The sequence below is a fragment of the Micrococcus lacusdianchii genome, assembly GCF_023155805.1.
GTDB classification, from domain to species: domain Bacteria; phylum Actinomycetota; class Actinomycetes; order Actinomycetales; family Micrococcaceae; genus Micrococcus; species Micrococcus lacusdianchii.
Genome location: NZ_JAKNUW010000012.1, coordinates 73,060 through 93,795, shown reverse-complemented (window position 1 = coordinate 93,795; position 20,736 = coordinate 73,060). Strand labels below are relative to the sequence as shown.

Annotated in this window: 17 protein-coding genes; 10 read left to right on the top strand and 7 right to left on the bottom strand. The window is 75.6% G+C overall.

Annotated elements, in window-relative coordinates; translation table 11 throughout:
- From MA879_RS08910 to MA879_RS08895, 4 genes are all read right to left on the bottom strand, one after another.
- Positions 1-276, bottom strand: coding sequence for a hypothetical protein (locus MA879_RS08910; protein ID WP_248125281.1), 276 nt, complete (start codon positions 274-276; stop codon positions 1-3).
- Positions 277-318: 42 nt separating this feature from the next.
- Entirely contained in the window at positions 319-1,389 is a 1,071-nt protein-coding gene (locus MA879_RS08905) for an NYN domain-containing protein (protein ID WP_248125279.1), read from the bottom strand.
- Positions 1,390-1,480: 91 nt separating this feature from the next.
- Positions 1,481-2,872: an aldehyde dehydrogenase family protein gene (locus tag MA879_RS08900; RefSeq protein WP_002854945.1), complete on the bottom strand. Its 1,392-nt coding sequence runs from the start codon at positions 2,870-2,872 to the stop codon at positions 1,481-1,483.
- A 57-nt stretch (positions 2,873-2,929) separates the two neighbouring features.
- Positions 2,930-3,358, bottom strand: coding sequence for an organic hydroperoxide resistance protein (locus MA879_RS08895; protein WP_222958409.1), 429 nt, complete (start codon positions 3,356-3,358; stop codon positions 2,930-2,932).
- Positions 3,359-3,561: 203 nt separating this feature from the next.
- On the opposite strand from MA879_RS08895, the gene hemB reads away from it, so the two are divergent.
- From hemB to MA879_RS08875, 4 genes are all read left to right on the top strand, one after another.
- The gene (hemB, locus tag MA879_RS08890) at positions 3,562-4,548 is read left to right on the top strand and encodes a porphobilinogen synthase (RefSeq protein WP_248125277.1); all 987 of its coding nucleotides are present in this window, start codon (positions 3,562-3,564) and stop codon (positions 4,546-4,548) included.
- Complete coding sequence (gene hemL / locus MA879_RS08885) at positions 4,548-5,882, top strand: glutamate-1-semialdehyde 2,1-aminomutase (RefSeq protein WP_248125275.1); 1,335 nt, start codon at positions 4,548-4,550, stop codon at positions 5,880-5,882. Before hemB ends, hemL begins: the two co-directional genes overlap by 1 nt.
- Before the next feature lie 123 nt (positions 5,883-6,005).
- Positions 6,006-6,209, top strand: a complete 204-nt coding sequence (locus MA879_RS08880) for a ribbon-helix-helix protein, CopG family (protein WP_135029598.1) — start codon at positions 6,006-6,008, stop codon at positions 6,207-6,209.
- Positions 6,206-6,568, top strand: coding sequence for a type II toxin-antitoxin system death-on-curing family toxin (locus tag MA879_RS08875; protein WP_248125273.1), 363 nt, complete (start codon positions 6,206-6,208; stop codon positions 6,566-6,568). The genes MA879_RS08880 and MA879_RS08875 overlap by 4 nt, the downstream gene beginning before the upstream one ends.
- A gap of 36 nt (positions 6,569-6,604) precedes the next feature.
- On the opposite strand, the gene MA879_RS08870 is transcribed toward MA879_RS08875, so the two are convergent.
- Positions 6,605-7,291 carry a 3'-5' exonuclease gene (locus MA879_RS08870; RefSeq protein WP_248125272.1) on the bottom strand — a complete coding sequence of 229 codons (687 nt, stop codon included), beginning with the start codon at positions 7,289-7,291 and terminating at the stop codon, positions 6,605-6,607.
- A 79-nt stretch (positions 7,292-7,370) separates the two neighbouring features.
- Between MA879_RS08870 and MA879_RS08865 the strand changes: the two genes are divergently transcribed.
- The 3 genes from MA879_RS08865 (at position 7,371) to MA879_RS08855 (ending at position 14,878) form a co-directional block, all read left to right on the top strand.
- Positions 7,371-7,760 carry an MGMT family protein gene (locus MA879_RS08865; protein ID WP_248125271.1) on the top strand — a complete coding sequence of 130 codons (390 nt, stop codon included), beginning with the start codon at positions 7,371-7,373 and terminating at the stop codon, positions 7,758-7,760.
- A 66-nt stretch (positions 7,761-7,826) separates the two neighbouring features.
- Positions 7,827-11,327 carry an ATP-dependent helicase gene (locus MA879_RS08860; protein WP_248125269.1) on the top strand — a complete coding sequence of 1,167 codons (3,501 nt, stop codon included), beginning with the start codon at positions 7,827-7,829 and terminating at the stop codon, positions 11,325-11,327.
- Positions 11,324-14,878 (top strand): ATP-dependent DNA helicase, encoded by a 3,555-nt coding sequence (locus MA879_RS08855; protein WP_248125268.1) that lies wholly within the window; start codon positions 11,324-11,326, stop codon positions 14,876-14,878. The genes MA879_RS08860 and MA879_RS08855 overlap by 4 nt, the downstream gene beginning before the upstream one ends.
- Here the strand turns inward: MA879_RS08855 and MA879_RS08850 are convergent.
- The gene (locus tag MA879_RS08850; RefSeq protein ID WP_248125266.1) at positions 14,853-15,926 is read right to left on the bottom strand and encodes a phosphotransferase; all 1,074 of its coding nucleotides are present in this window, start codon (positions 15,924-15,926) and stop codon (positions 14,853-14,855) included. The genes MA879_RS08855 and MA879_RS08850 overlap by 26 nt on opposite strands.
- A gap of 103 nt (positions 15,927-16,029) precedes the next feature.
- On the opposite strand from MA879_RS08850, the gene nudC reads away from it, so the two are divergent.
- Together nudC and MA879_RS08840 are read left to right on the top strand one after the other, a co-directional pair.
- Positions 16,030-17,046 (top strand): NAD(+) diphosphatase, encoded by a 1,017-nt coding sequence (gene nudC / locus MA879_RS08845; RefSeq protein WP_248125265.1) that lies wholly within the window; start codon positions 16,030-16,032, stop codon positions 17,044-17,046.
- Positions 17,047-17,065: 19 nt separating this feature from the next.
- The gene (locus tag MA879_RS08840) at positions 17,066-19,183 is read left to right on the top strand and encodes an ATP-dependent DNA helicase UvrD2 (RefSeq protein WP_248125264.1); all 2,118 of its coding nucleotides are present in this window, start codon (positions 17,066-17,068) and stop codon (positions 19,181-19,183) included.
- 12 nt (positions 19,184-19,195) lie between these two features.
- On the opposite strand, the gene MA879_RS12430 is transcribed toward MA879_RS08840, so the two are convergent.
- Positions 19,196-19,888, bottom strand: a complete 693-nt coding sequence (locus MA879_RS12430; protein WP_282447768.1) for a dinucleotide-utilizing protein — start codon at positions 19,886-19,888, stop codon at positions 19,196-19,198.
- Positions 19,889-20,038: 150 nt separating this feature from the next.
- Here MA879_RS12430 and MA879_RS08830 point away from each other — a divergent pair, with 150 nt between their 5' ends.
- Complete coding sequence (locus tag MA879_RS08830) at positions 20,039-20,734, top strand: M48 family metallopeptidase (protein ID WP_248125263.1); 696 nt, start codon at positions 20,039-20,041, stop codon at positions 20,732-20,734.
- The last annotated feature ends 2 nt before the right edge of the window (positions 20,735-20,736 follow it).

The following is a 20,736-nucleotide window of genomic DNA, read 5'->3' as shown; positions in this document are numbered from 1 at the left end:
TCAGGCGGAGGCGGGGCCGGCGTCGTCGTCCGTGTCCGGATCGACGACGGGGTGCGTGTGGGTCTCGTCCTCGGGCCGTGCACCGAGGGTGCCGAGGATGTCGACGCGGGGCTTGCGGAGGATCGCCACGGCCACATTGTTGAAGCCCATGTTGGACAGCAGCTGCGACGCCTCCTCGTCGGTGAGGTCGTACGCGTGCGCCAGCATGCGCACGTTCTCCGTGTAGAAGGCGTGCAGACGGTCGACGCCGCGGAGGAATTCGAGGGTGTTGGCCATGGGCCCACTGTGCCGGACGGAGGTGACGTGTGGGTGAACAGGTCAGCCCCGGCGGCGGCGCTGCTTGAGGGAGACCTCCATGGACCGGCCCTCCGTGCGGGTCTCGAGGTACGGCTGGTCCGCCACGAGCGTGGAGAGCTTGGCATGGCCGAAGTCGCGCGGGTCGAAGTCCACGTGGGTGCGGGACATGTGCTGTCCGATCAGGGACAGCGAGGCCCAGCCGTCGTCACCCGAGGTGGCGTTGACGGCCTTGACCAGTGCCGACTGGAGGTTGATGCGGGAGGCGGGCTCGTCGTCGTCGTCCGCGCGCACGTCCGGCGGGGTGGGGTCCTCGGCGGGGGTGATGACCTCGTCCGACTCCACGTCCACCAGGACTGAGCCGCGGCCCGCGCCGCGCCCGCGGCCGCGCACGGTGCGCTGCGGGGCGGCGGTGGTCTCATCGACCGGCGCGTCGGACCCGGGACGATCGGCGGCGGGAGCGTCCGCCGCGGGGGCCTCGGCGGGCTCGGCAGGCTCGCTCGTCCGCGCGGACCCCTTGGCCTTGGACCGGCCACCGGAGCGCCGGTTGCCCGTGGACGGGCCCTCCTTGGCCTCGCGGATGTCCTTGGGGGAGGGGTCGGCCTCGAGGGAGGGGGCCGGCTCGGCGTCGTCGACGTCGTCCGTGTGGGTGCCGAGCAGCTCGAGGTAGATGAACTGGTCCACGGCGTTGCGCAGGGAGGCGGGGGTCTTGCGGGCGCCCAGGCCGATCACGCGCTTGCCGGACTCGCGCAGGCGGGTGGCCAGGCGCGTGAAGTCGGAGTCGGAGGAGACCAGCGCGAACGCGTCCACGTTGCCCATCCAGAGCAGGTCCATCGCGTCGATGATCAGCGCCGAGTCCGAGGAGTTCTTGCCGATCGTGTACGCGAACTGCTGCACGGGCTGGATGGCGAGCTCGTTGAGCGCCTTCTTCCAGCCGTTGAGGTTCGTGGTGGTCCAGTCCCCATAGGCGCGCTTGATGGTGGGCGTGCCGTACGTGGCCAGCTCCTCGAGGATCAGGCCGGCGTACTTGGGCGAGACGTTGTCACAGTCCAGGAGCACGGCGATGCGCAGCGAGGCAGGGGTGGGTTCGGGCATGGGACCCACACTAGTCGGGAACGCCCCGGGGAGGGGCCGCGGCGGTGCGCGGCCCCTCCCCGGGGCGAAGGCCCTCCGACGAGGGCGGGTGTCAGGCGGAGGCGCTGGTGACGGGGTCCGCGACGCGGACCAGGCGCTTGTTCACGAACTCGTCCACGCCGTAGGGGCCCAGCTCGCGGCCGAAGCCCGAGCGGCCGACACCGCCGAAGGGCAGCCCGGCCTGGGTGGTGCCGTGCTCGTTCACGAAGGCCATGCCCACGTCGAGGCGGCGGGCCGTGGCCTCGGCGAGCTCGAGGTCGTCGGACCACACCGAGCCGCTGAGGCCGAAGTCGGACTCGTTGGCCAGGGCGACGGCCTCGTCGACGTCCGCGGCCCGGTGCACGACGGCGACCGGACCGAAGAGCTCCTCGGACCAGGCGCGCATCTCGCGGGTCACCCCGGTGAGCACGGTCGGCTCCATGAAGGCGCCGGCGCCGGCACGGGCGTGACCGCCGGTGCGCACCTGCGCCCCGTGGGAGACGGCGTCGTCCACCAGCTCCATCAGGTCCTCCCGAGCGGAGGTGCTGGACATGGGGCCGACCTGGGTGCCCTCCTCGCGGGGGTCGCCGACGGTCGCGTCCTTGAACGCGGCGGTGAGCTTCTCCACGAACTCGTCGTAGTGCTCGTCGAGGACGATCATCCGCTTGGGCGAGTTGCAGGCCTGCCCGGCGTTGCTCAGCCGCGCCTTTGCCGCCGTCGCGGCCACGGCGTCGAGGTCGCCGCCGAGGACGATGAACGGATCGGAGCCGCCCAGCTCCAGCACGGCCTTCTTCAGGTGCTGACCGGCCGCGGCGGCCACGGAGGCGCCCGCGCCCTCGCTGCCGGTGAGGGAGACGCCCTGGACCCGCGGGTCGGCGATGATGCCGTCGATCCGGTCCGAGCCCACGAGCAGCGTCTGGTAGACGCCCTCCGGGAGGCCGGCCTCGGTGAGCAGCTCCTCGAGCCGCAGGGCGGAGGCCGCGCAGATGGAGGCGGGCTTGAGCAGCAGGGTGTTGCCCAGCAGCAGGTTGGGGGCGATGAACCGGGCCAGCTGGTAGTAGGGGTAGTTCCACGGCATCACGCCGAGGAGGACGCCGAGCGGCTCCTTCTCCACGCGCGTCGAGTTGGCGCCGTGGGCGGGGAGGGCGTCGTCCGCCAGCAGCTGCTGGGCGTTGTCCGCGTAGTAGCGGAAGATCTGGGAGCACAGCTGCGCCTCCCCGACGCCCTGGGCGAGCGGCTTGCCCATCTCCTCGGCGGCGATGTCGGCGAGCTCGTCGGCGTGCTGCGCGAGCAGGTCCGCCGTGCGCCGCAGGACCTCGGCGCGCCGGACGGGGTCGGTGCTCCGCCAGGTGGTGAAGGCGTCCTGGGCGGCGGCGAGGGCGTCCTCCACCTGCTCCTCGCTCATCGCGTCCCAGGTGCGGACGATCTCTCCGGTGGTGGGATCTTCGGTGCGGAAACCGGCCATGGGTGGTTCTCCTTCGATACTGGGTGGCCCGGCCCCGGTCGGGGCCGGGGTGGGGGGTCAGTCGTCGACGACCTGCACGTCCACGCGGATGTTGCCGCGCGTGGCGTTGGAGTAGGGGCAGACCCGGTGAGCCGCGTCGGCGAGCTGCTGGGCCTCGTCATGGGGCAGGTCGGGGATCACGACCTCGAGCACGACGGCCAGGCCGAAGCCCTCGCCGGCCCTGCCGATGGCGACGCGTGCGCCCACGGAGGAGTCGCCGAGCTTCTTCTTGGCCTGACGGGCCACGTTCTGCAGCGCGGAGTGGAAGCACGCGGCGTAGCCGGCCGCGAACAGCTGCTCGGGGTTCGCGCCGTCGCCGCTGCCGCCCATCTCCGCGGGGACCGCGAGGTCCAGTGCGATGCGGCCGTCCGCGGTCTGGACGTGGCCGTCGCGGCCGGCGCCGGTGGCGACGGCCTCGGCGGTGTAGAGGGGGTCGATCTCGATCATGCGGTGCCTTCCTTGCCGGTGACGGGTCCGGGTGGCGGGCCCGAGGCGCGGGTGGCGCGTCTCCGCGCTCACGAGCGAGCGTAGTCCGCGGTCAGGTTGTGCGCAACCGAATTGCCGCGGGGAGTCGGACGGCCGTGCCCCGATCCCCCCGCCGCCCCGCGCCGACCGGCGCGTCCCGCCGCACCGCGCCTAGACTCGAGGCCATGTCCTTCCCCCATCAGCGTCCCCGTCGGCTCCGCCAGTCCGCCGCCCTGCGCCGGCTGGTCGCCGAGACCCGCATCCACCCGAACCAGCTGATCCTGCCCGCCTTCATCAAGGAGGGCGTGGGCGAGCCGCAGCCCATCGCCTCCATGCCGGGCGTCGTGCAGCACACCACGGACACGCTCAAGGCCGCCGCCGCCGAGGCCGCCCAGCTGGGAGTCGGCGGCATCATGCTCTTCGGCATCCCGGCCCAGCGGGACGCCACGGGCTCCGCCTCACTGGATCCGGAGGGCGTGCTCAACGCGGCCATCCGGGACGTCAAGGCGGAGGTGGGGGACGCCGTCGTGGTGATGAGCGACCTGTGCCTGGACGAGTTCACCGACCACGGGCACTGCGGCGTGCTCCGCGCGGACGGCGCGGTGGACAACGACGCCACGCTGGAGATCTACGCGCAGATGGGCGTGGCGCAGGCCGAGGCCGGCGCGGACGTGCTCGGCCCCTCCGGGATGATGGACGGCCAGGTGCGCGTGATCCGGGAGGCCCTCGACGACGCCGGCCACCAGGACACCGCGATCCTCGCCTACGCCGCCAAGTACTCCTCCGCGTTCTACGGGCCCTTCCGCGAGGCCGTGGACTCCGCCCTGACCGGCGACCGCAAGACCTACCAGATGGACCCGGCCAACCGGACCGAGGCGCTGCACGAGGTGGCCCTGGACCTTGAGGAGGGCGCGGACATGGTCATGGTCAAGCCGGCCATGAGCTACCTCGACATCCTGCGGGAGGTCGCGGACATGGCCGACGTGCCCGTCTCCGCGTACCAGATCTCGGGGGAGTACGCGATGATCGAGGCCGCCGCGGCCAACGGCTGGATCGACCGCCGTGCCGCGATCGCCGAGTCCGTGCTCTCCATCCGGCGCGCCGGCGCCGACACCGTGCTGACGTACTGGGCCGCCGAGCTGGCCCGCTGGATCCAGGAGGACTCGCTCTGATGACGACCACCCCGAACGCGACCCCGACCACGAACGCCGCCGCCTTCGCCGCGGCCCAGCGGGTCATCCCGGGCGGCGTGGACTCGCCCGTGCGCGCCTTCGGCTCCGTGGGCGGCACGCCCCGGTTCATGGCCTCCGCGCGCGGGGCGTACCTGAGAGACGTCGAGGGCACCGAGTACGTGGACCTGGTGTGCTCGTGGGGCCCCATGCTGCTGGGCCACGGCCACCCGGCCGCGCTCGAGGCCGTGCACGCCGCGGTGGACCGCGGCCTGTCCTTCGGCACCTCGGTGGAGGCCGAGACCGAGCTCGCGCGGCTGATCTCCTCCCGCGTGCCCGTGGAGCGCGTGCGCTTCGTGTCCACCGGCACGGAGGCCACCATGACCGCCCTGCGCCTGGCGCGCGGGGTGACCGGCCGGAACCTGATCGTGAAGTTCGCCGGCTGCTACCACGGCCACTCGGACGGCCTGCTCGCCGCCGCCGGTTCCGGCGTGGCCACCCAGGCCCTGCCCGGCTCGGCCGGCGTCACCGAGGCCGCCGCCTCCGAGACCATCGTGGTGGACTACAACGACCGCGCCGCCCTCGAGGCCGTCTTCGCGGAGAAGGGCGAGCGGATCGCCGCCGTCATCACCGAGGCCGTGCCCTGCAACATGGGCGTGGTGGAGCCCGCCGAGGGCTACAACGCGTTCCTGCGGGAGATCACCCGCCGGCACGGCGCGCTGCTGATCTGGGACGAGGTCCTCACCGGCTTCCGGGCCACCGCCACGGGCGGTTGGGGCCTGTCCGGCCAGCCCGAGGGCTGGACCCCGGACATCTGGTGCTTCGGCAAGGTGATCGGCGGCGGCATGCCCGCGGCCGCCCTGGCCGGCTCGGAGGAGATCATGAACCACCTGGCCCCGCTGGGCCCGGTGTACCAGGCAGGCACCCTCTCAGGGAACCCGGTGGCCATGGCCGCCGGCATCGCCACCCTGGGGAACGCGGACGAGTCCGTGTACGCCGCCGTGCAGCGCGCCTCCGACGCCCTGCGCGAGGGCGTGGTGTCGGCGTTCGATGCCGCGGGCCTGGACCACTCGATCCAGCGCGCCGGCACCCTGTTCTCCGTGGCGTTCGGCACGTCCGAGCGCGGCGTGCACGACTACGCCGACGCCCAGGGCCAGGAGGTCTTCCGATACGCGCCGTTCTTCCAGTCCATGCTGGAGCAGGGCGTGTACCTGCCGCCCTCGGTGTTCGAGGCCTGGTTCGTCTCCGCGGCCCACGACGACGCCGCGATCGGCCGCGTCCTCGACGCCCTGCCCGCGGCAGCCCGCGCTGCAGCGGCCGCCACGCCGCAGGACTGAGGCCCGGGCGGGTCGGCGTCCACCGGACCCACGACGACGGCGACGTCACCTGCCGAGGTGACGTCGCCGTCGTCGCGTGACCGGGCCGAACTGCGGTGATACCAGGCTGATACCATTCTGCCCATGGCGATGACCCTGCGACTGACGGCGGATGACGAGAAGCTCCTGGCGGAGCTCGCCCAGGCCGAGGGTGTGAGCAAGCACGAGGCCACCCTCCGGGCCATCCGTGAAGCGGCTGAGCGCCGCGGGCACGAGACGGCGGTCGCGGCGGCATCGGCGGCCGCCCGTGAGCGCTACGCGGACCTTTTGGACCGTCTCGGACGATGACCGTCCACCTCACCACCGAGGACCTCCTCGCCCTGGCGGCCGACCTGAAGGTGGGCCCGCTGAGGGACCTCGGCCTGCTCGACAGCGCCGCCCACAGGCCCGCCAGCGTGGTGTACGGGCGGGAGGTCTATCCGGGGCTCGACGAAAAGGCTGCCGTCCTTCTCGAGTCCCTCGTCCGGAACCATCCGTTGGGAGACGGGAAAAAGAGGCTCGGCTGGCTCGCCGTCGTCGTCTTCTACTCAGTGAACGGCGTCGTCCTCGACGCCCCCGACGACGATGCCTACGACCTGGTCGTCGGCGTCGCGGCGGGCGAACGGAGTGTGGCCGAGATCGGCGCCGCGCTGTCCGCCTGGCACTGATGGCACTGACGCTGCCGATCCGTCCTGCCCAGCGGCTCAGGCCTGTAGCTCGACGGGCCAGGCGCGGGAGACCGTGGCCTGCGGGTCCTTGCGGCGCAGGTACTCCTCGAAGCTCTCCGCCTGCTCGGCCTTCCACCGGACCTGCTGGGCGTGGAGGTCGGGCAGGGGCAGGTCCGCCTTCGGGTGGCGGCGGACGAGCTCGTCCATCACCTGCACCGCCGCGAGGGCGTCTGCGGCCGAGGTGTGCGCGTCCTCGAGGGACACGCCGTAGTGCTCGCAGACCGCCCCAAGGGTGCGCTTGCCCTTGCGGAAGCGGTCCAGCTGCTTGTCCACCACGAACGGGTCCACCACCGGATGCGGCTCGAGCGGGGCGATCCCGTGGCGGCGGGCCTCGCGGTCCATGACGGTGAAGTCGTACACGGCGTTGAACGCCACGACCGGGATCCCGGTGGCGAAGAGGTCCCGCAGGGTCTCGGTGATCTCCGACACTCCTTGCCGGGCCGGCATGCCCTCGGCCTGCGCCTTCTGCGTGGTCACCCCGTGTACGGCGGCGGCCTCCTCCGGGATGGGCACGCCCGGGTCCAGGAGCCACTCCGCGGAGGAGACGGCACGTCCCCGGGCGTCCACCATGACGATGGTCGCCGTGACGATCAGCGCCTGCTTCGGGTCGCGGCCGGTGGTCTCGAGGTCGAACCCCGCGCGGATCTGCTGGTTCCAGGTCATGGGCTCCACGGTACTCACGGCCCGGACACGACAAGCGCGGGCGGCCCGTGGCCGGCCCGCGGCGGAGCAGGATGGGGGCATGAGCACCCCTGACACGACCGCCGCCGCGCCCGTCCCGCCGGTGGGGCCGATCACCCTGGGCGAGGCGCTCGCGGCACTCGCACGCCGGATCCCGGCGGGCCGTGCGGTGTCCTACGGGGGGCTGGCGGCCGTGCTGGGCGCGGGCGGGCCGCGGCAGGCCGGCCGTGCGATGGCCGAGGCGGACCCGGGCACCCCGTGGTGGCGCGTCGTGCGCGCCGACGGCTCCCTCCCCGCCCACCTCGCGCACCGGGCCGCGCGCCGGTGGGCGGACGAGGGGACGCCCGTCCGGGCCGGCGCGGTGCCGCGCGTCGACCTCTCCCGCGCCCGCTGGGAGCCCGACGACGCCGACCTCGCCGCTGCTGAGGAGCTCGCTGCGCGGGTGGGCTGAGGGGCAGCGGAGGAGCGCGCCGGGCGGCGCGGGCTAACGTGTCCGGCCCGGTGGGAGGATGGGCGCATGACCGCACGGCCGACCCCGGACCCCACCCCGCGCGGCCCCGCCGTGCCCGCCGCAGGGGAGCAGGGGAGCGCCCAGGGACCCTCGGCGGAGGACCTGGCCGTCCTCCTCGGGGAGCCGCCGGAGGAGCTCGCCCCTGCCGCGCCGGAGCACGCGCGCCTGGTGCGGGGGGAGCGGGCTGCGGACGCGCCGCTCGTCCTCACCCCGGAGCAGGAGGCCTTGGCCTCGCTGCCGCCCGGTCACGGCGCCGTCCTGGTGCTGGGCGCCCCGGGCACGGGTCGCAGCACCGTGGCGGTGGAGCTGGCGGCACGCCGGGTCGAGCAGGGGCTGGACCCCGAGGCGCTGCTGGTCCTGGCGCCCACGCGCGACGCCGCCGCGCGCCTGCGGGACGCCCTCACCGCCCGCCTGGCCGCCGCGGGCCACGGCACGCGCGCCGTCACGCCGGTGCGGACCTGGGCCGCCTACGCCTTCGACCTCATCCGCCGCGCGCGCGTCACCGGGCCCCTGCGCCACCTGGCACGGCCGCCCCGGCTGCTCTCCGGCGCGGAGCAGGACACGGTGATCGCCGAGCTGTTGGACACCTACGCCGAGGGGCTGGCGGTGCCCCCGGCGTGGCCGGAGGAGATCGCGGAGGCCGTGGACACCCGCGGTTTCCGGCGGGAGGTCCGCGAGCTCGTGGACCGCATGAGCGAGTTCGGCCTGGAGCCGGGCCACCTGCAGCAGCTGGGGCGGCACCACGGGAGGCCCGCGTGGACGGCGGCCGCCGAGCTGGTGCAGGACTACCGGGACCGCCTGGACCTGGGCATGGCCGAGGCGTTCGACGCGGCGGGCCTGATCTCGGCGGCCGTGCGGCTGCTGACCGAGCGGTTCCCGGAGGACCCCGAGCGGGACGCCGCCGCCGTGGCCTTCGCGGACGCCGAGCGCGCCCGGCTGCGGCTGGTGGTGGTGGAGGACCTCCAGGAGGCCACCCCTGCCGTGCACGATCTGCTCCGACAGCTGGCCCGCGGCACGGACATCCTGCTGACCGCCTCCCCGGACACCGCTGTGGAGGGCTTCCGCGGGGCCCGGCCGGACCTGGTGTCCCGGTACCCGGCCGTCCTGGACCCGGACCCCGCGCCCGGCGCGCCGGCGGCCCCCGCCCCGGACGAGCGCATCCACGTCCTCACCCGCGGGCACCGGATGACGTCCGAGGTCCAGCAGGGCTACCTCCGTCTGGCCCGGCGGGTGCGCCAGCGGACGGTGGGCGTCGAGCGCACCCGCACCGCCACCGTGCCCCCCGGGGACGGCGGCCGGGTGCAGGCGTGCCTCGTGCCCTCCCGGGCGCACGAGGACCAGCTGGTCCTCGAGCGGATCCTGCGCGTCCACCACGAGGAGGGGGTCCCGCTGGACGAGATCCTCGTGGTCGCCCGCTCGGGCGCCCGCGTCGCGGCCACCGCCCGGCACCTCGAGGCCGAGGGCGTGCCCGTGGTCCAGGACGCCGCGGGCGCCGTGCTCAAGGACGAGCCCGCCGTCGCGCCGCTGCTGACGCTGCTCCGGGCGGTCTCCGGGCAGGCGGAGTCCGGCGAGGACGCCGTGGGGCTGGACGCGGACGAGGCCGTCGCGCTCCTGCGCGGCCGGTACGGCATGGCCACCGCGCTGCACGTGCGCCGCCTCCGTCAGGACCTGCTGGCCGCCGAGCGTGCCCGCGGCGGCGCGCGCCCCTCGGACGTGCTGCTCGTGGCGGCGCTCGGGGACCCGTCCCTGGCCGGGGAGGAGAGGGACCGGCACCGCGCGCTGCGTCGCATCGCCTGGATGCACCGCGCCGGGCTCGCGGCGGCCCGGGAGCCGGGCGCCACCGCGGAGACCGTCCTGTGGGCGATCTGGGACGCCTCCGGCCGCGCCGACCGCTGGCGCGCCACGGCCCTGGGTCGGGTGGAGGGCGCCGCCACGCGCCGCGAGGCCCGCCAGGCGGACGCTGACCTGGACGCCGTCGTCGCGCTGTTCCGTGTGGCCGAGCGCTTCGTGGACCAGTTCCCGGGTGCGGCCCCGGCGGACTTCGCCGCATACATGCAGTCCCAGGACCTGCCGATGGACTCCCTGGCCCGCCGCGCCGAGGGGGCCGACGCGGTCCACGTGCGCACGCCCGCCGCCGCGGCCGGACGCGAGTGGCACACCGTGATCGTGGTGGGGCTGCAGGAGGGGCAGTGGCCCAACACCACCCTGCGCGGCCAGCTGCTCGGCGCCACGGACCTGGCGGACCTGATCACCGCGCCCGAGGCCGCGGCATGGCCGACCGACCACCGCACCCGCCTGGCCGAGGTCCGGCAGGACGAGCTGCGGATGCTCGCCGCCGCCGTCTCCCGGGCGCGGCGCCGCGTGGTCGCCACCGCGGTGCGGAACGCGGACGAGTCGCCCTCCGACTTCCTGGACCTGCTGGACCCGGTCCGGGATCCCGCCGCGGGGCGGCCCCTCACCCCCGTCCCGTCCCCGTTGACCGCACCGGCCCTCGTGGCTCGGCTGCGGCGCCGCCTCGAGGCGCCCGACGAGCCCGCCGCCCTAGTGGGCGTCGAGGACCCGGCGGCCGCCGCCGGCCTGGCCGCCCTCGCCGCGGACGGGGTGCGCCCCGCCGACCCCGCGCACTGGTGGGGCCTGGCGGAGCTCTCCACCGCCGCCCCGCTGACGGACACCGCCACCGAGGCGGTGCGGCTCTCGCCCTCTCGTGCCCAGACGGCGCTCGAGAACCCCCTGAACTGGCTGCTGCACCACGTGGGCGCCCAGGCCGGCGGCACGCTGGCGCAGTCCGTGGGCACGCTCGTGCACTCCGTGGCCGAGCACCACCCCGACGGCGAGCCGGGTGCGGTCCGCGCAGAGCTGGAGCGGCGCCTGCCGGAGCTGGGCCTGCCGCAAGGGTGGGCTGCCGACGTCGAGCACGCCCGCGCGCGCCGGCTGATCGAGGCGTACATCGGGTACTGGTCCGAGATGCGAGCAGCCGGCCGCCGTCCGCTGGCACAGGAGGTGGTGGTCCGTGCCCCGCTGCACTGGGACGGCCTGGAGGTGGAGATCTTCGGCGTGATCGACCGACTGGAGGTGGACGCCGAGGGGCGCCCCTACGTCGTCGACCTCAAGACCGGCCGGCGTTCCCCCGCCCAGGAGGAGCTGCGGCGCCTGCCGCAGCTCGCCGCCTACCAGGTGGCCCTGCGCGCCGAGGGCCTCGTCCACCTCCTCGAGGCGGAGGGGACGGACCCCGCCCTGCGGGAGGCCCTCGCGGAGCTGGCCCGGCCGTCCTCCCCGGGCGGGGCGGCACTCGTGCAGCTCGGGGCCGGCACCCAGCGCACCAAGGTCCAGGAGCAGCCGGCGCTCACGGACGAGGACACGTGGGCGCTGCGGGACGTGTTCGCCGCGGCCCGCCGCACCGTGGGCCCCCGGTTCCTCGCCGTGCACGATCCCGGGACCCGGTGCGCGCTCCCGTCCGTGTGCCCCCTCTGCTCCGAAGGAAGGCAGGTCACCGAGTGGCATCGTTGAGCTCCCAGGTCCCCGTCCCCGCCGCACCGGAGGTGGGCACCGCCGCCGCGGACGTGTCCGCCGCCGTCCACGCACCCGAGGACATCGCCGCGCGTCTGGGCGCGTTCTCGCCCACCCCCGAGCAGGCGGAGGTGATCACCGCCCCGCTGACTCCGCGGCTCGTGGTGGCCGGCGCCGGCTCCGGCAAGACGGCGACCATGTCCGACCGCGTCGTGTGGCTCGTGGCCAACGGCTTCGTCCGCCCGGACCACGTGCTCGGCGTGACGTTCACGCGCAAGGCCGCCGGCGAGCTCGCCCACCGGATCAATGCCAAGGTGGACGCGCTCCTGCGCTCCGGGCTGCCGATCCCCGGATTCGACGGGCAGCCCGAGGACCTCGGGCGGGCCTCGGTGTCCACGTACCACTCCTATGCGCAGGCGCTCGTGCGGGACCACGGCCTGCGCGTGGGCGTCGAGCCGGAGGCGGCCCTGATCGGCGAGGCGGACGCCCACCGGCTCATGGCCAGGGTGGCGGGGTCGCATCCGATCGTCGCCGACCGGCTCGGAGTCAGCCCCGCCACGCTCGTCTCCTCCGCGCTGCGGCTGGCCGGCGACCTGGCTGAGCACCTCGTGGAGCCCGGCCGGGTGCGTGGGTGGCTGCGCGAGCGGATCGCCGTGGGGGAGTCGCTCGAGCTGCCGCCGCGCATGAAGGAGCCCAGCGCGGAGATCCGTGCGTTCTTCACGGGCTTGGAGGACCGCATCCTCATGGCGGACCTGGTGGAGCGGTACACCGAGGCGAAGGCCGAGCGCGAGGTCATGGACTTCGGCGACCTGCTGCGCCACGCCGCCCGCGTGGCGCGCACCGTCCCCGCGGCGGGCCGGATCGAGCGGGAGCGCTTCCCCGTGGTGCTCCTGGACGAGTTCCAGGACACCTCCTACGCGCAGATGGAGATCTTCGCCGGCCTCTTCGGCCCGCAGGACACCGCCCTCGATGCCGAGGGGCTGGGCCACTGCGTCACCGCCGTGGGCGACCCGCACCAGTCCATCTACGGCTTCCGCGGCGCCTCCGCCGGGCAGCTGTTCTCCTTCCCCGGAGCGTTCCCGCAGCGCGGCGTCCTCGAGGACGGCCGACCGGGACGGGTGAACGCGGACGTGTCCCACCTCACCGTGGCCTGGCGCAACGACGCGGCGATCCTGGCACTCGCCAACCGCGTCGTGGAGCCCCTCAGCGCCCACGCGGCCGAGGACGGCCGGCCCGTGGATCTGAAGGCCCTGCGCACGCGCCCCGGGGCGGGGACCGGGCAGGTGCGCGTGGACCGGCACGTGACGGTCGAGGACGAGGCCGAGGCGCTCGTGGCCCGGCTGGCGGACCTCGGCCGGGACCCGGACACGGCCGGGCTCAGCCGCGCCGTGCTGTGCCGCGCCCGCTCCCAGTTCGGGCCCGTCTTGGACGCCCTCGACGCCGCCGGCCTGCCCTACGAGGTCCTCGGGCTCTCCGGGCTGCTGTCCCTGCCCGAGGTTGCCGAGGTGCTCGCGGTCCTGCACGTGCTGGCCGATCCCGGACGCAACGACCAGCTGGTGCGGATGCTCACCGGACCCCGGTTCCGGATCGGGCCCGCGGACCTGGAGCTGCTCCACGAACGCGCCCGGTTCGTCAGCCGCGTGCACCGACGGGCCGCCGTGCACGAGACCCTCCCAGGCCCCTCGGACGCCGCGCTCACGGACGCGGACCCCGTCAGCGCCGAGGAGGACGCCGACGCGCCCGCCCTCCTCGAGGCGCTCGACTCCCTGCCGGGGGAGTGCACCGTGTGGACCGGCTCCCGCGGCCGGCCCTTCTCGGAGGAGGGGCTGCGGCGCCTGCGCGAGGCGAACGCGCAGCTGCGGCGTCTGTCCGCCCGGGCGGGGCTCGACCCCGCCGACCTCATCGCCGAGGTGGTCCGCGAGATCGGCCTGGACGTGGAGGTCGCGTTGCGCCCCGGACCCTCGGCGGTGTCCGCCCGGCGCCACCTCGACGCGTTCCAGGACGCCGCCCGCGGCTTCGCGGCCGGCGAGGGCGCCGCGTCCGACCTGCCGGCGTTCCTCGCGTGGACCGCCTCCGTGGAGGAGCACGAGAAGGGCTTGGGGATCGACTCCTCGGACCCGGTGCCCGGCGTCGTCCAGGTGCTCACCGCGCACGCCTCCAAGGGACTGGAGTGGGACGTGGTCGCCGTGCCCGGGCTGCAGGAGGGCACCTTCCCCTCCACCCGGGCGGACCGCTGGACGGCCGGCGGCACCGGCATGCTCCCCTGGCCCCTGCGCGGGGACCACGGCTCCCTGCCCCAGTGGGAGGCGGACTGGGCCCAGGACCGCCGGGACTGGGTGCAGTCCGCCGGCACCGGGTACAGCAGCAAGGGCGCGGCCGCGGCCAACCCCGCGCCCTACCGCGCGGCGGTCGAGGCGCACGCCGCCCGGGAGGAGCGGCGACTGGCGTACGTGGCGTTCACCCGCGCCCGCAGCCGCCTCTGGCTGAGCACGTCCCACTGGAAGGGGACCGCCACGTCGCCCGTGGATCCCTCGCCGTTCCTCGAGGAGGCCGCCTCCCTCGCGGGGCAGGTGCCGGGCGTCGTGCTCGGCCACGCCCCGGCCCAGGAGGACCTGGGAGAGGCCAACCCGGTGGCCGGACGCACCTTGGCCGCGTGGTGGCCCTTTGACCCCCTCGACGGGCCGCAGGTCGTGGAGGTGGACCCCGAGGACCCGGAGGACGAGCAGGCGTGGCGGCCCGTGCCCGCCCGGACCCGGCCCCGCCGCGCACGGGTGGAGTCGGCCGCCCGGCAGGTGCGGGGGGCGGACCCCGCCGCGCTCTCCGAGGACCCGGACCTCGCCCGGGAGGTGGACTGGGTGCTGCTGCGCCGCCGGGACGTCACCGGCAGCGGCTCCGGGGTGGCCGTGCCCGAGCACCTCTCCGTGTCCCTCTACGGGGAGCTCGCGGCGGACCCACAGGCCGTGGCAGAGCAGCTCCGCCGGCCCATGCCCCGGCCTCCGGCGCGCGCCGCGCGTCGCGGCACCGCCTTCCACACGTGGCTCGAGGAGCGCTTCGACGCCACGGGCCTGCTGGACCTGGACGAGCCCGACGACGCCGCGGACCGCTGGGTGGACGACGCCCTGGACCTGGGCGGGATGCAGGAGTGGTTCCTGTCCTCGCGCTGGGCGGACCGCACGCCCGCGTTCGTGGAGACGGCGGTGGAGACGACGATCGCGGGCATCACCCTGCGCGGGCGCATCGACGCGGTGTACCGATCCGGGGCGCGGGAGGGGGAGCCGTTCGACCCCGAGGCGCACTGGGAGCTCGTCGACTGGAAGACCGGCCGGGTGCCCCGCGGACGGGAGCTGGAGCGCAAGGCCCTGCAGCTGGCCGTATACCGACTGGCCTGGTCCCGCCTGCATCGCATCCCGCTCGAGCGGATCTCCGCGAGCTTCGTCTACGTGGCCGAGGGGCAGGAGCGCGCCTTCGCGGACCTGCCGGGGGAGGAGGAGCTCGAGGCGATCGTGGCGCAGGCCCTCGACGGGGTCAGTCCCGGGGACGGACCACGCTGAGCGTGGTCGTCTCCCGGCTGTGCGCCTTCTCGTCGACCTCGGCGAGGTCGTCGTCCTCCTGCTGCCAGCCGTCGTCCTCGGGATCCGCGCCGGTCGGCGCGGCGCCGGGAGCGGGGGACTGGGTCGCCCGCACCGCGTCCGCGAGCTCGGCCAGCAGCCCCTCCGCGTCGGCCACCCTGTCCGCGTCGTTCCGCTCCACGCCGCGCAGCAGCCATTGGCCGAGGGCGAACTCCGCGAGCAGGGAGGCGCGGCGCAGCAGGTGGACGTCGCCGTCGTCGGCCGCGTCCTCCGCCACGCGCCGGGCGAGGTAGGCGTCCAGGACCCGCTCGGGGAAGTCGGGGTCCTCGGCGGCGGCGAGCCACGCGAAGTCCGTGGCCGGGTCGCCGACGTGCAGGTCCGTCCAGCCGGCCACGCCCACCACGCGGCCGCGCTCCACCAAGAGGGAGTCCTCGTGGAGGTCGCCGTGCACGGGGACGGGGAAGAACTGCCAGAGCGCGTCCTCCTCGAGGGCCTCCTCCCAGCGGCGCAGCAGCACCGGCGGCACCTTGCCCGTGGACGCTGCCTCGTCCAGGCTCGCCAGGTGCCGCTCCCGCACGTGGTCCGCCGAGTACACGGGCAGGTCCGCCTGCTCCACCACCGTCATCGGCAGCGTGTGGACGGCCGCCAGGATCCGGCCCAGGTCCTGCACGGCCGGCTCTCCGAGGGCCACGATCTCCTCGAGGGGCACGGGGAAGCCGGGCAGGTCCTGGTGGACGAAGGTGCGCAGGCCGTCCACCCGCACGGCGCCCGCCACGGACGGCACGCGGAACGGCAGCCCCGCGCGCAGGTGGGCGTCGAACCCCGCCAGGACCTGCACCTCCGTCTCCAGACGGATCCCCGCCTCGGCCGTGCGCGGGGAGCGCACGCGCCAGCGCTCGCCGACCGTGTCCACCACGACGGCGGTGGCGAAGTCGGCCGAGTCGTCCGGGCTGGGCTCCACGGCGGCGGGAGACAGTCCGGGCACGGCGGCGGCGGCGAGGGCGGCGAGGTGGAGGGGCTGACGGTGCACGGTCCCACCCTAGGCGTCGAACCCGGCGGACGCCCGGGGACTCACCGGCGCGCCCCGGTGGACGCCCCTGACACCCGCCCGCGGATGCGCCTAGCGTGGGGGCATGCCCGAGCGCCCCCGCCCAGCGACCCGCCCCGCCCCGCGCCCCGCCGACGGTTCCGCATCCCTGCCGCCCCTGCCGCTGCCGCTGGCCCGGGAGGCGGTGGACCGGGCGGGGCTGGAGCGGGAGGTCCCCGGCCTGCTGGACCGGCTGTGGCAGGAGGCGGGCACCGAGGTGCTGCACCTGCGCGGGGGCCGCGCCCCCGTCCGGGACGGCGCTCTGGTGACCGTGTCTCCGGCGGGGCCGCTGCCGCCCGGGGCGGTCTTCCTGGGCCGGCGCGAGCGCGCGGAGGGACAGGCCCCGGCGGCCGTCGTCCTCGTGGCCCACGAGGACGGCGCAGGCGCCGGCAGCACCCCCGAGCCGTCCCCGGGGCCCCTGCCGGCGGATATGGCCTGGGTGGGTCTGCGGGATGTGGCCGCCGGGCTCTCCGACGCGGACGCCGGCCTCTTCACGGCCGCAGTGTCCGTCACCCACTGGCACGCCTCCCACGGGTTCTGCCCCCGCTGCGGCGGTCCCACCGCCGTGGAGTCCGCCGGCTGGGTCCGGCGCTGCACCGCGTGCTCCGCGCAGCACTTCCCGCGCACGGACCCGGCCGTGATCATGGCCGTCACCGACGACGACGACCGCCTCCTCCTCGGCTCCAACGCCGCCTGGCCCGCCGGCCGGCACTCGTGCCTGGCCGGCTTCGTGGAGCCGGGAGAGTCCCTCGAGCACGCCGTGGTCCGGGAGGTCGGGGAGGAGGCGGGGATCGTCGTCGTCGACCCCGTGTACCGGGGCTCCCAGCCGTGGCCGTTCCCGCGCTCGCTCATGGTGGGCTTCCGCGCCCGCGCCCCGCGGGGGCAGACGGACCGGGCGGACGGCGTCGAGATCCGCTCGCTGCGCTGGTTCAGCCGTGCCGAACTGGTGGCCGCCGTCCGGGACGGGGAGGTGACCCTGCCGGGGGCCGTGTCCATCGCGCGGGCCCTGATCGAGGATTGGTACGGTGGGACGCTGCCGGATGAGACCACGCTGATCTCGTGAGAGGAGGGGTGCACGCCCCATGAGCACTCCGGACGAGATCCTCTGCGGGCTCGACGCCGAACAGCGTCAGGCCGCCACCGCCCTGCACGGGCCGGTCTGCATCCTCGCGGGCGCCGGCACGGGCAAGACCCGTGCCATCACCCACCGGATCGCCTACGGCGTGGCCTCCGGCGTGTTCGACCCGCACCGCACCCTCGCCCTGACCTTCACCGCGCGCGCCGCCGCTGAGATGCGCACCCGCCTGCGGGACCTGGGCGTGGACGGCGTGCAGGCGCGCACGTTCCACTCCGCCGCCCTCCGTCAGCTGCAGTACTTCTGGCCGCAGGCCGTCGGCGGCCCCATGCCGTCGCTGATAGAGAACAAGGTGCGCCTGCTCACCGAGGTGGCCCAGCGCATGCGCATGACCGTGGACCGGGCCGGGCTGCGCGACCTCGCCGGAGAGATCGAGTGGGCCAAGGTGTCCCTCCACGCCCCCGAGGGCTACGCGGAGGCCGCCGCCGAACGGGAGATGCCCATCGGGTGGACGGCCACCACGGTCGCTCGGCTCTATGCGGGGTACGAGGAGGCCAAGACCGCCCGCAACATGATCGACTTCGAGGACGTCCTGCTGATCCTCGTGGGTGTGCTCACCTCCGAGCCGCGGATCGCCGCCACCGTGCGGGACCAGTACCGCGTGTTCGTGGTGGACGAGTACCAGGACGTCTCCCCGCTGCAGCACCGTCTGCTGGACCTGTGGCTGGGCGACCGCGCGGACCTGTGCGTGGTGGGCGACTCGTCCCAGACCATCTACTCGTTCACCGGCGCCACCTCCCGCTTCCTCACCGGCTTCCGCGAGCGCCACCAGGACGCCACCGTGGTCAAGCTGGTCCGGGACTACCGCTCCAGCCCGCAGATCGTGGAGGCCGCCAACCGGCTGCTGGCGGACCGCACGCAGGCGGGGCTGCGGGACCGGACGCTGCCGCACTGGCCGGAGCCGCTGCAGCTGACCTCGCAGCGCCCGGCGGGTCCGGCGGTGGTGTTCGGGGAGTGCCAGGACGACGAGGCCGAGGCCGGCTGGGTGGCCCAGCGGATCGACGAGCTCGTGGCCGAGGGCGTGCAGCCGGCCGAGATCGCGGTGCTGTTCCGCACCAACGGCCAGTCCGAGGCCTTCGAGACGGCCCTGTCCGCCGCGGGGATCGGCTACCAGCTGCGCGGCGGCGAGCGGTTCTTCTCCCGCCGGGAGGTGCGGGACGGCATCCTGCAGCTGCGCGCCGCGGCCCGGGCCGCCCAGGACCTGACGGGCGAGGAGGTGGTCCAGCGGGCGCGGGACGTGCTCTCCTCGCTGGGCTACGCGGCCGAGCCCCCGTCCGCCTCGGGGGCGGCGCGCGAGCGGTGGGAGTCCCTGCACGCGCTCGTGAACCTCGCGGACCAGTTGGCCGGCGCGCGGGAGGACTTCACCCTCACGGACCTCGTGGCGGAGCTGGACGAGCGCGCGCAGGCCCAGCACGCCCCCACGGTGCAGGGCGTCACGCTGGCCTCCCTGCACTCGGCCAAGGGCCTCGAGTGGGACGCCGTGTTCCTGGTGGGCCTGTCCGAGGGGCTCATGCCCATCTCCTTCGCGGACACCCCCGCCGAGGTGGACGAGGAGCGCCGGCTGCTCTACGTGGGCATCACGCGCGCCCGCCAGCACCTGCACCTGACCTGGACGCTGGCCCGTGCCGGCGGCGGTCGGGCCCACCGCCGGCCCTCGCGCTTCCTGCGCGCGATCGACCCCACCCTCGGCGGCACCCGGGAGCATGCGCCCGCCACGTCCCCGGCCGCACGCCGCCCGCGGCGCGGCGCCACGGTGGCCACGTGCCGCTCGTGCGGGAAGGCCCTCGAGACGGGTGCCGAGCGGAAGGTGGGCCGGTGCGTGGACTGCCCCGCGCAGTACGACGAGTCCGTGCTGGACTCCCTCAAGGAGTGGCGCAGCGCCACCGCGAAGGCCGAGAAGGTGCCGGCGTTCGTGATCTTCACGGACGCCACCCTCGAGGTGATCGCCGAGACCAAACCGGCCACGCCCGTCGAGCTGATCAAGGTCAAGGGCGTCGGCAAGACGAAGCTGGACCGCTACGGCCCCGAGGTGCTCCAGCTGCTGCACGGCCCCTCCACGGCCTGACCGGCCGCCAGTTCAGCCGGCGGCAGGCCACGGCAGCGCCCCCGCCCCGCACGCGCACCCGGGCCTGGGTGTGACCGGCCGGCGGGTGAGGCGTCCGGCCGGGTCCACGGCCAGGACGGTGCCGTGGGCGTCGTCGACCCCGCGGAGCACGTCCGCCACGAGCACCGCCGCCCGCAGCGCGGCCACGGGGTCCGCGGGCGCCCCCGGGGTGCCCGCGGCCTCCTCCTCGGCCACCGGGTCCGGCTCGCACAGCACGCACCCCGGGACCGTCAGGCCCGTCCACGGCCCCACCCGGACCCCGTCCGCACCGAGCCGGACGGGCAGCAGCGGGTGGTCGGCGGCGCGGGCGCGGGCCGCGAGCCCCGCCAGGTCCGGCAGGTCCACCGCCACCGTCGTCTCGCCCAGCGGACCCGGCCGGCGCGCGCGGTCCGCGTACACGTGCAGGCCGGGGAGCAGCTGGGCCAGCCGTGCCTCCAGGGCGAGCGACCGCTCCCGCCCCAGGTCCGCCGCGAGCAGTCCGGTGCCCACGTCCCCGGGCCCCACCGGGGTCGGGTCCCACAGGGCGAGGGCCTCGACCCCGGCCGCCGCCGCGAGTCCGGCCACCGCCGCCCCCGCGCGCCCCAGCCCGACCACCTGCAGCCGCCGCGGCCACGTGCCGGGCCCGGCCGTCGTCGTACGCGTCCCCGCGGTGTCCGTCCTCGTCATCGGCGGCCCCTCCTCCTCGTCCGTGTGCGCCCGCCGGCGCGCGGGGCGGTGCCCCGGACCACGCTCACACGTCCACGGCGTCGGCGGGGGCGCCGTCCACAGGAGCGGGGCGGGGCCGGCGCCGCGCGGGTCGTCCGGGACAATGGGCGCATGGCCCCCACACGCACCGCCGTCGACCTCGACTGGGAGGGCACCCCCGTGCGACTGGTGCGCTCCGTCCGCCGCACGCGCACCGTCTCGGCGGTGTGGCGGGAGGGGCGGCTCCAGGTCAGCGTGCCCGCCCGCCTGTCCCGTGCGGAGGAGCGGCGGTGGATCGCCCGCATGGTCCAGCGGTCGCCGGCCGTCCCACGCCGCCCGGACCACCACCCCGCCCCGCCCGCGCCCCGCGACGCCGTCCCTCCGGTGCCCGGCGGCGGGGCGGACCCGGCGCTGACCGCCCGAGCGGAGGCCATCGCGGCCGCGCACCTGGACGCGGCGGTCCCCGGGGGTCGCCTGCCGCGCCCGGTGTCCGTCACGTGGTCCACGCGCCAGCGCCAGCGGTGGGGCTCCTGCACGCCCGCCCGCGGCACCATCCGGCTCTCGGCGCAGTTGCGGGGCATGCCCGACTGGGTGGTGGACGCCGTGCTCGGGCACGAGCTGGTGCACCTGGCGGAGCCCGGGCACGGTCCCCGGTTCCAGGCCCTCGTGGACCGGCTGCCCCGCTACCGGGAGGCCCTGGCGTTCCTGGCCGGCGTCACCCACGCCACCTCACGGGCCCTCCCCGCCGCCCCGGACGCCGCAGACGACGACGTCGCCGCCCCCGCCGGCGCGTGGCCGGACGGGGACGACGACGCCGTCATGGGATGAGG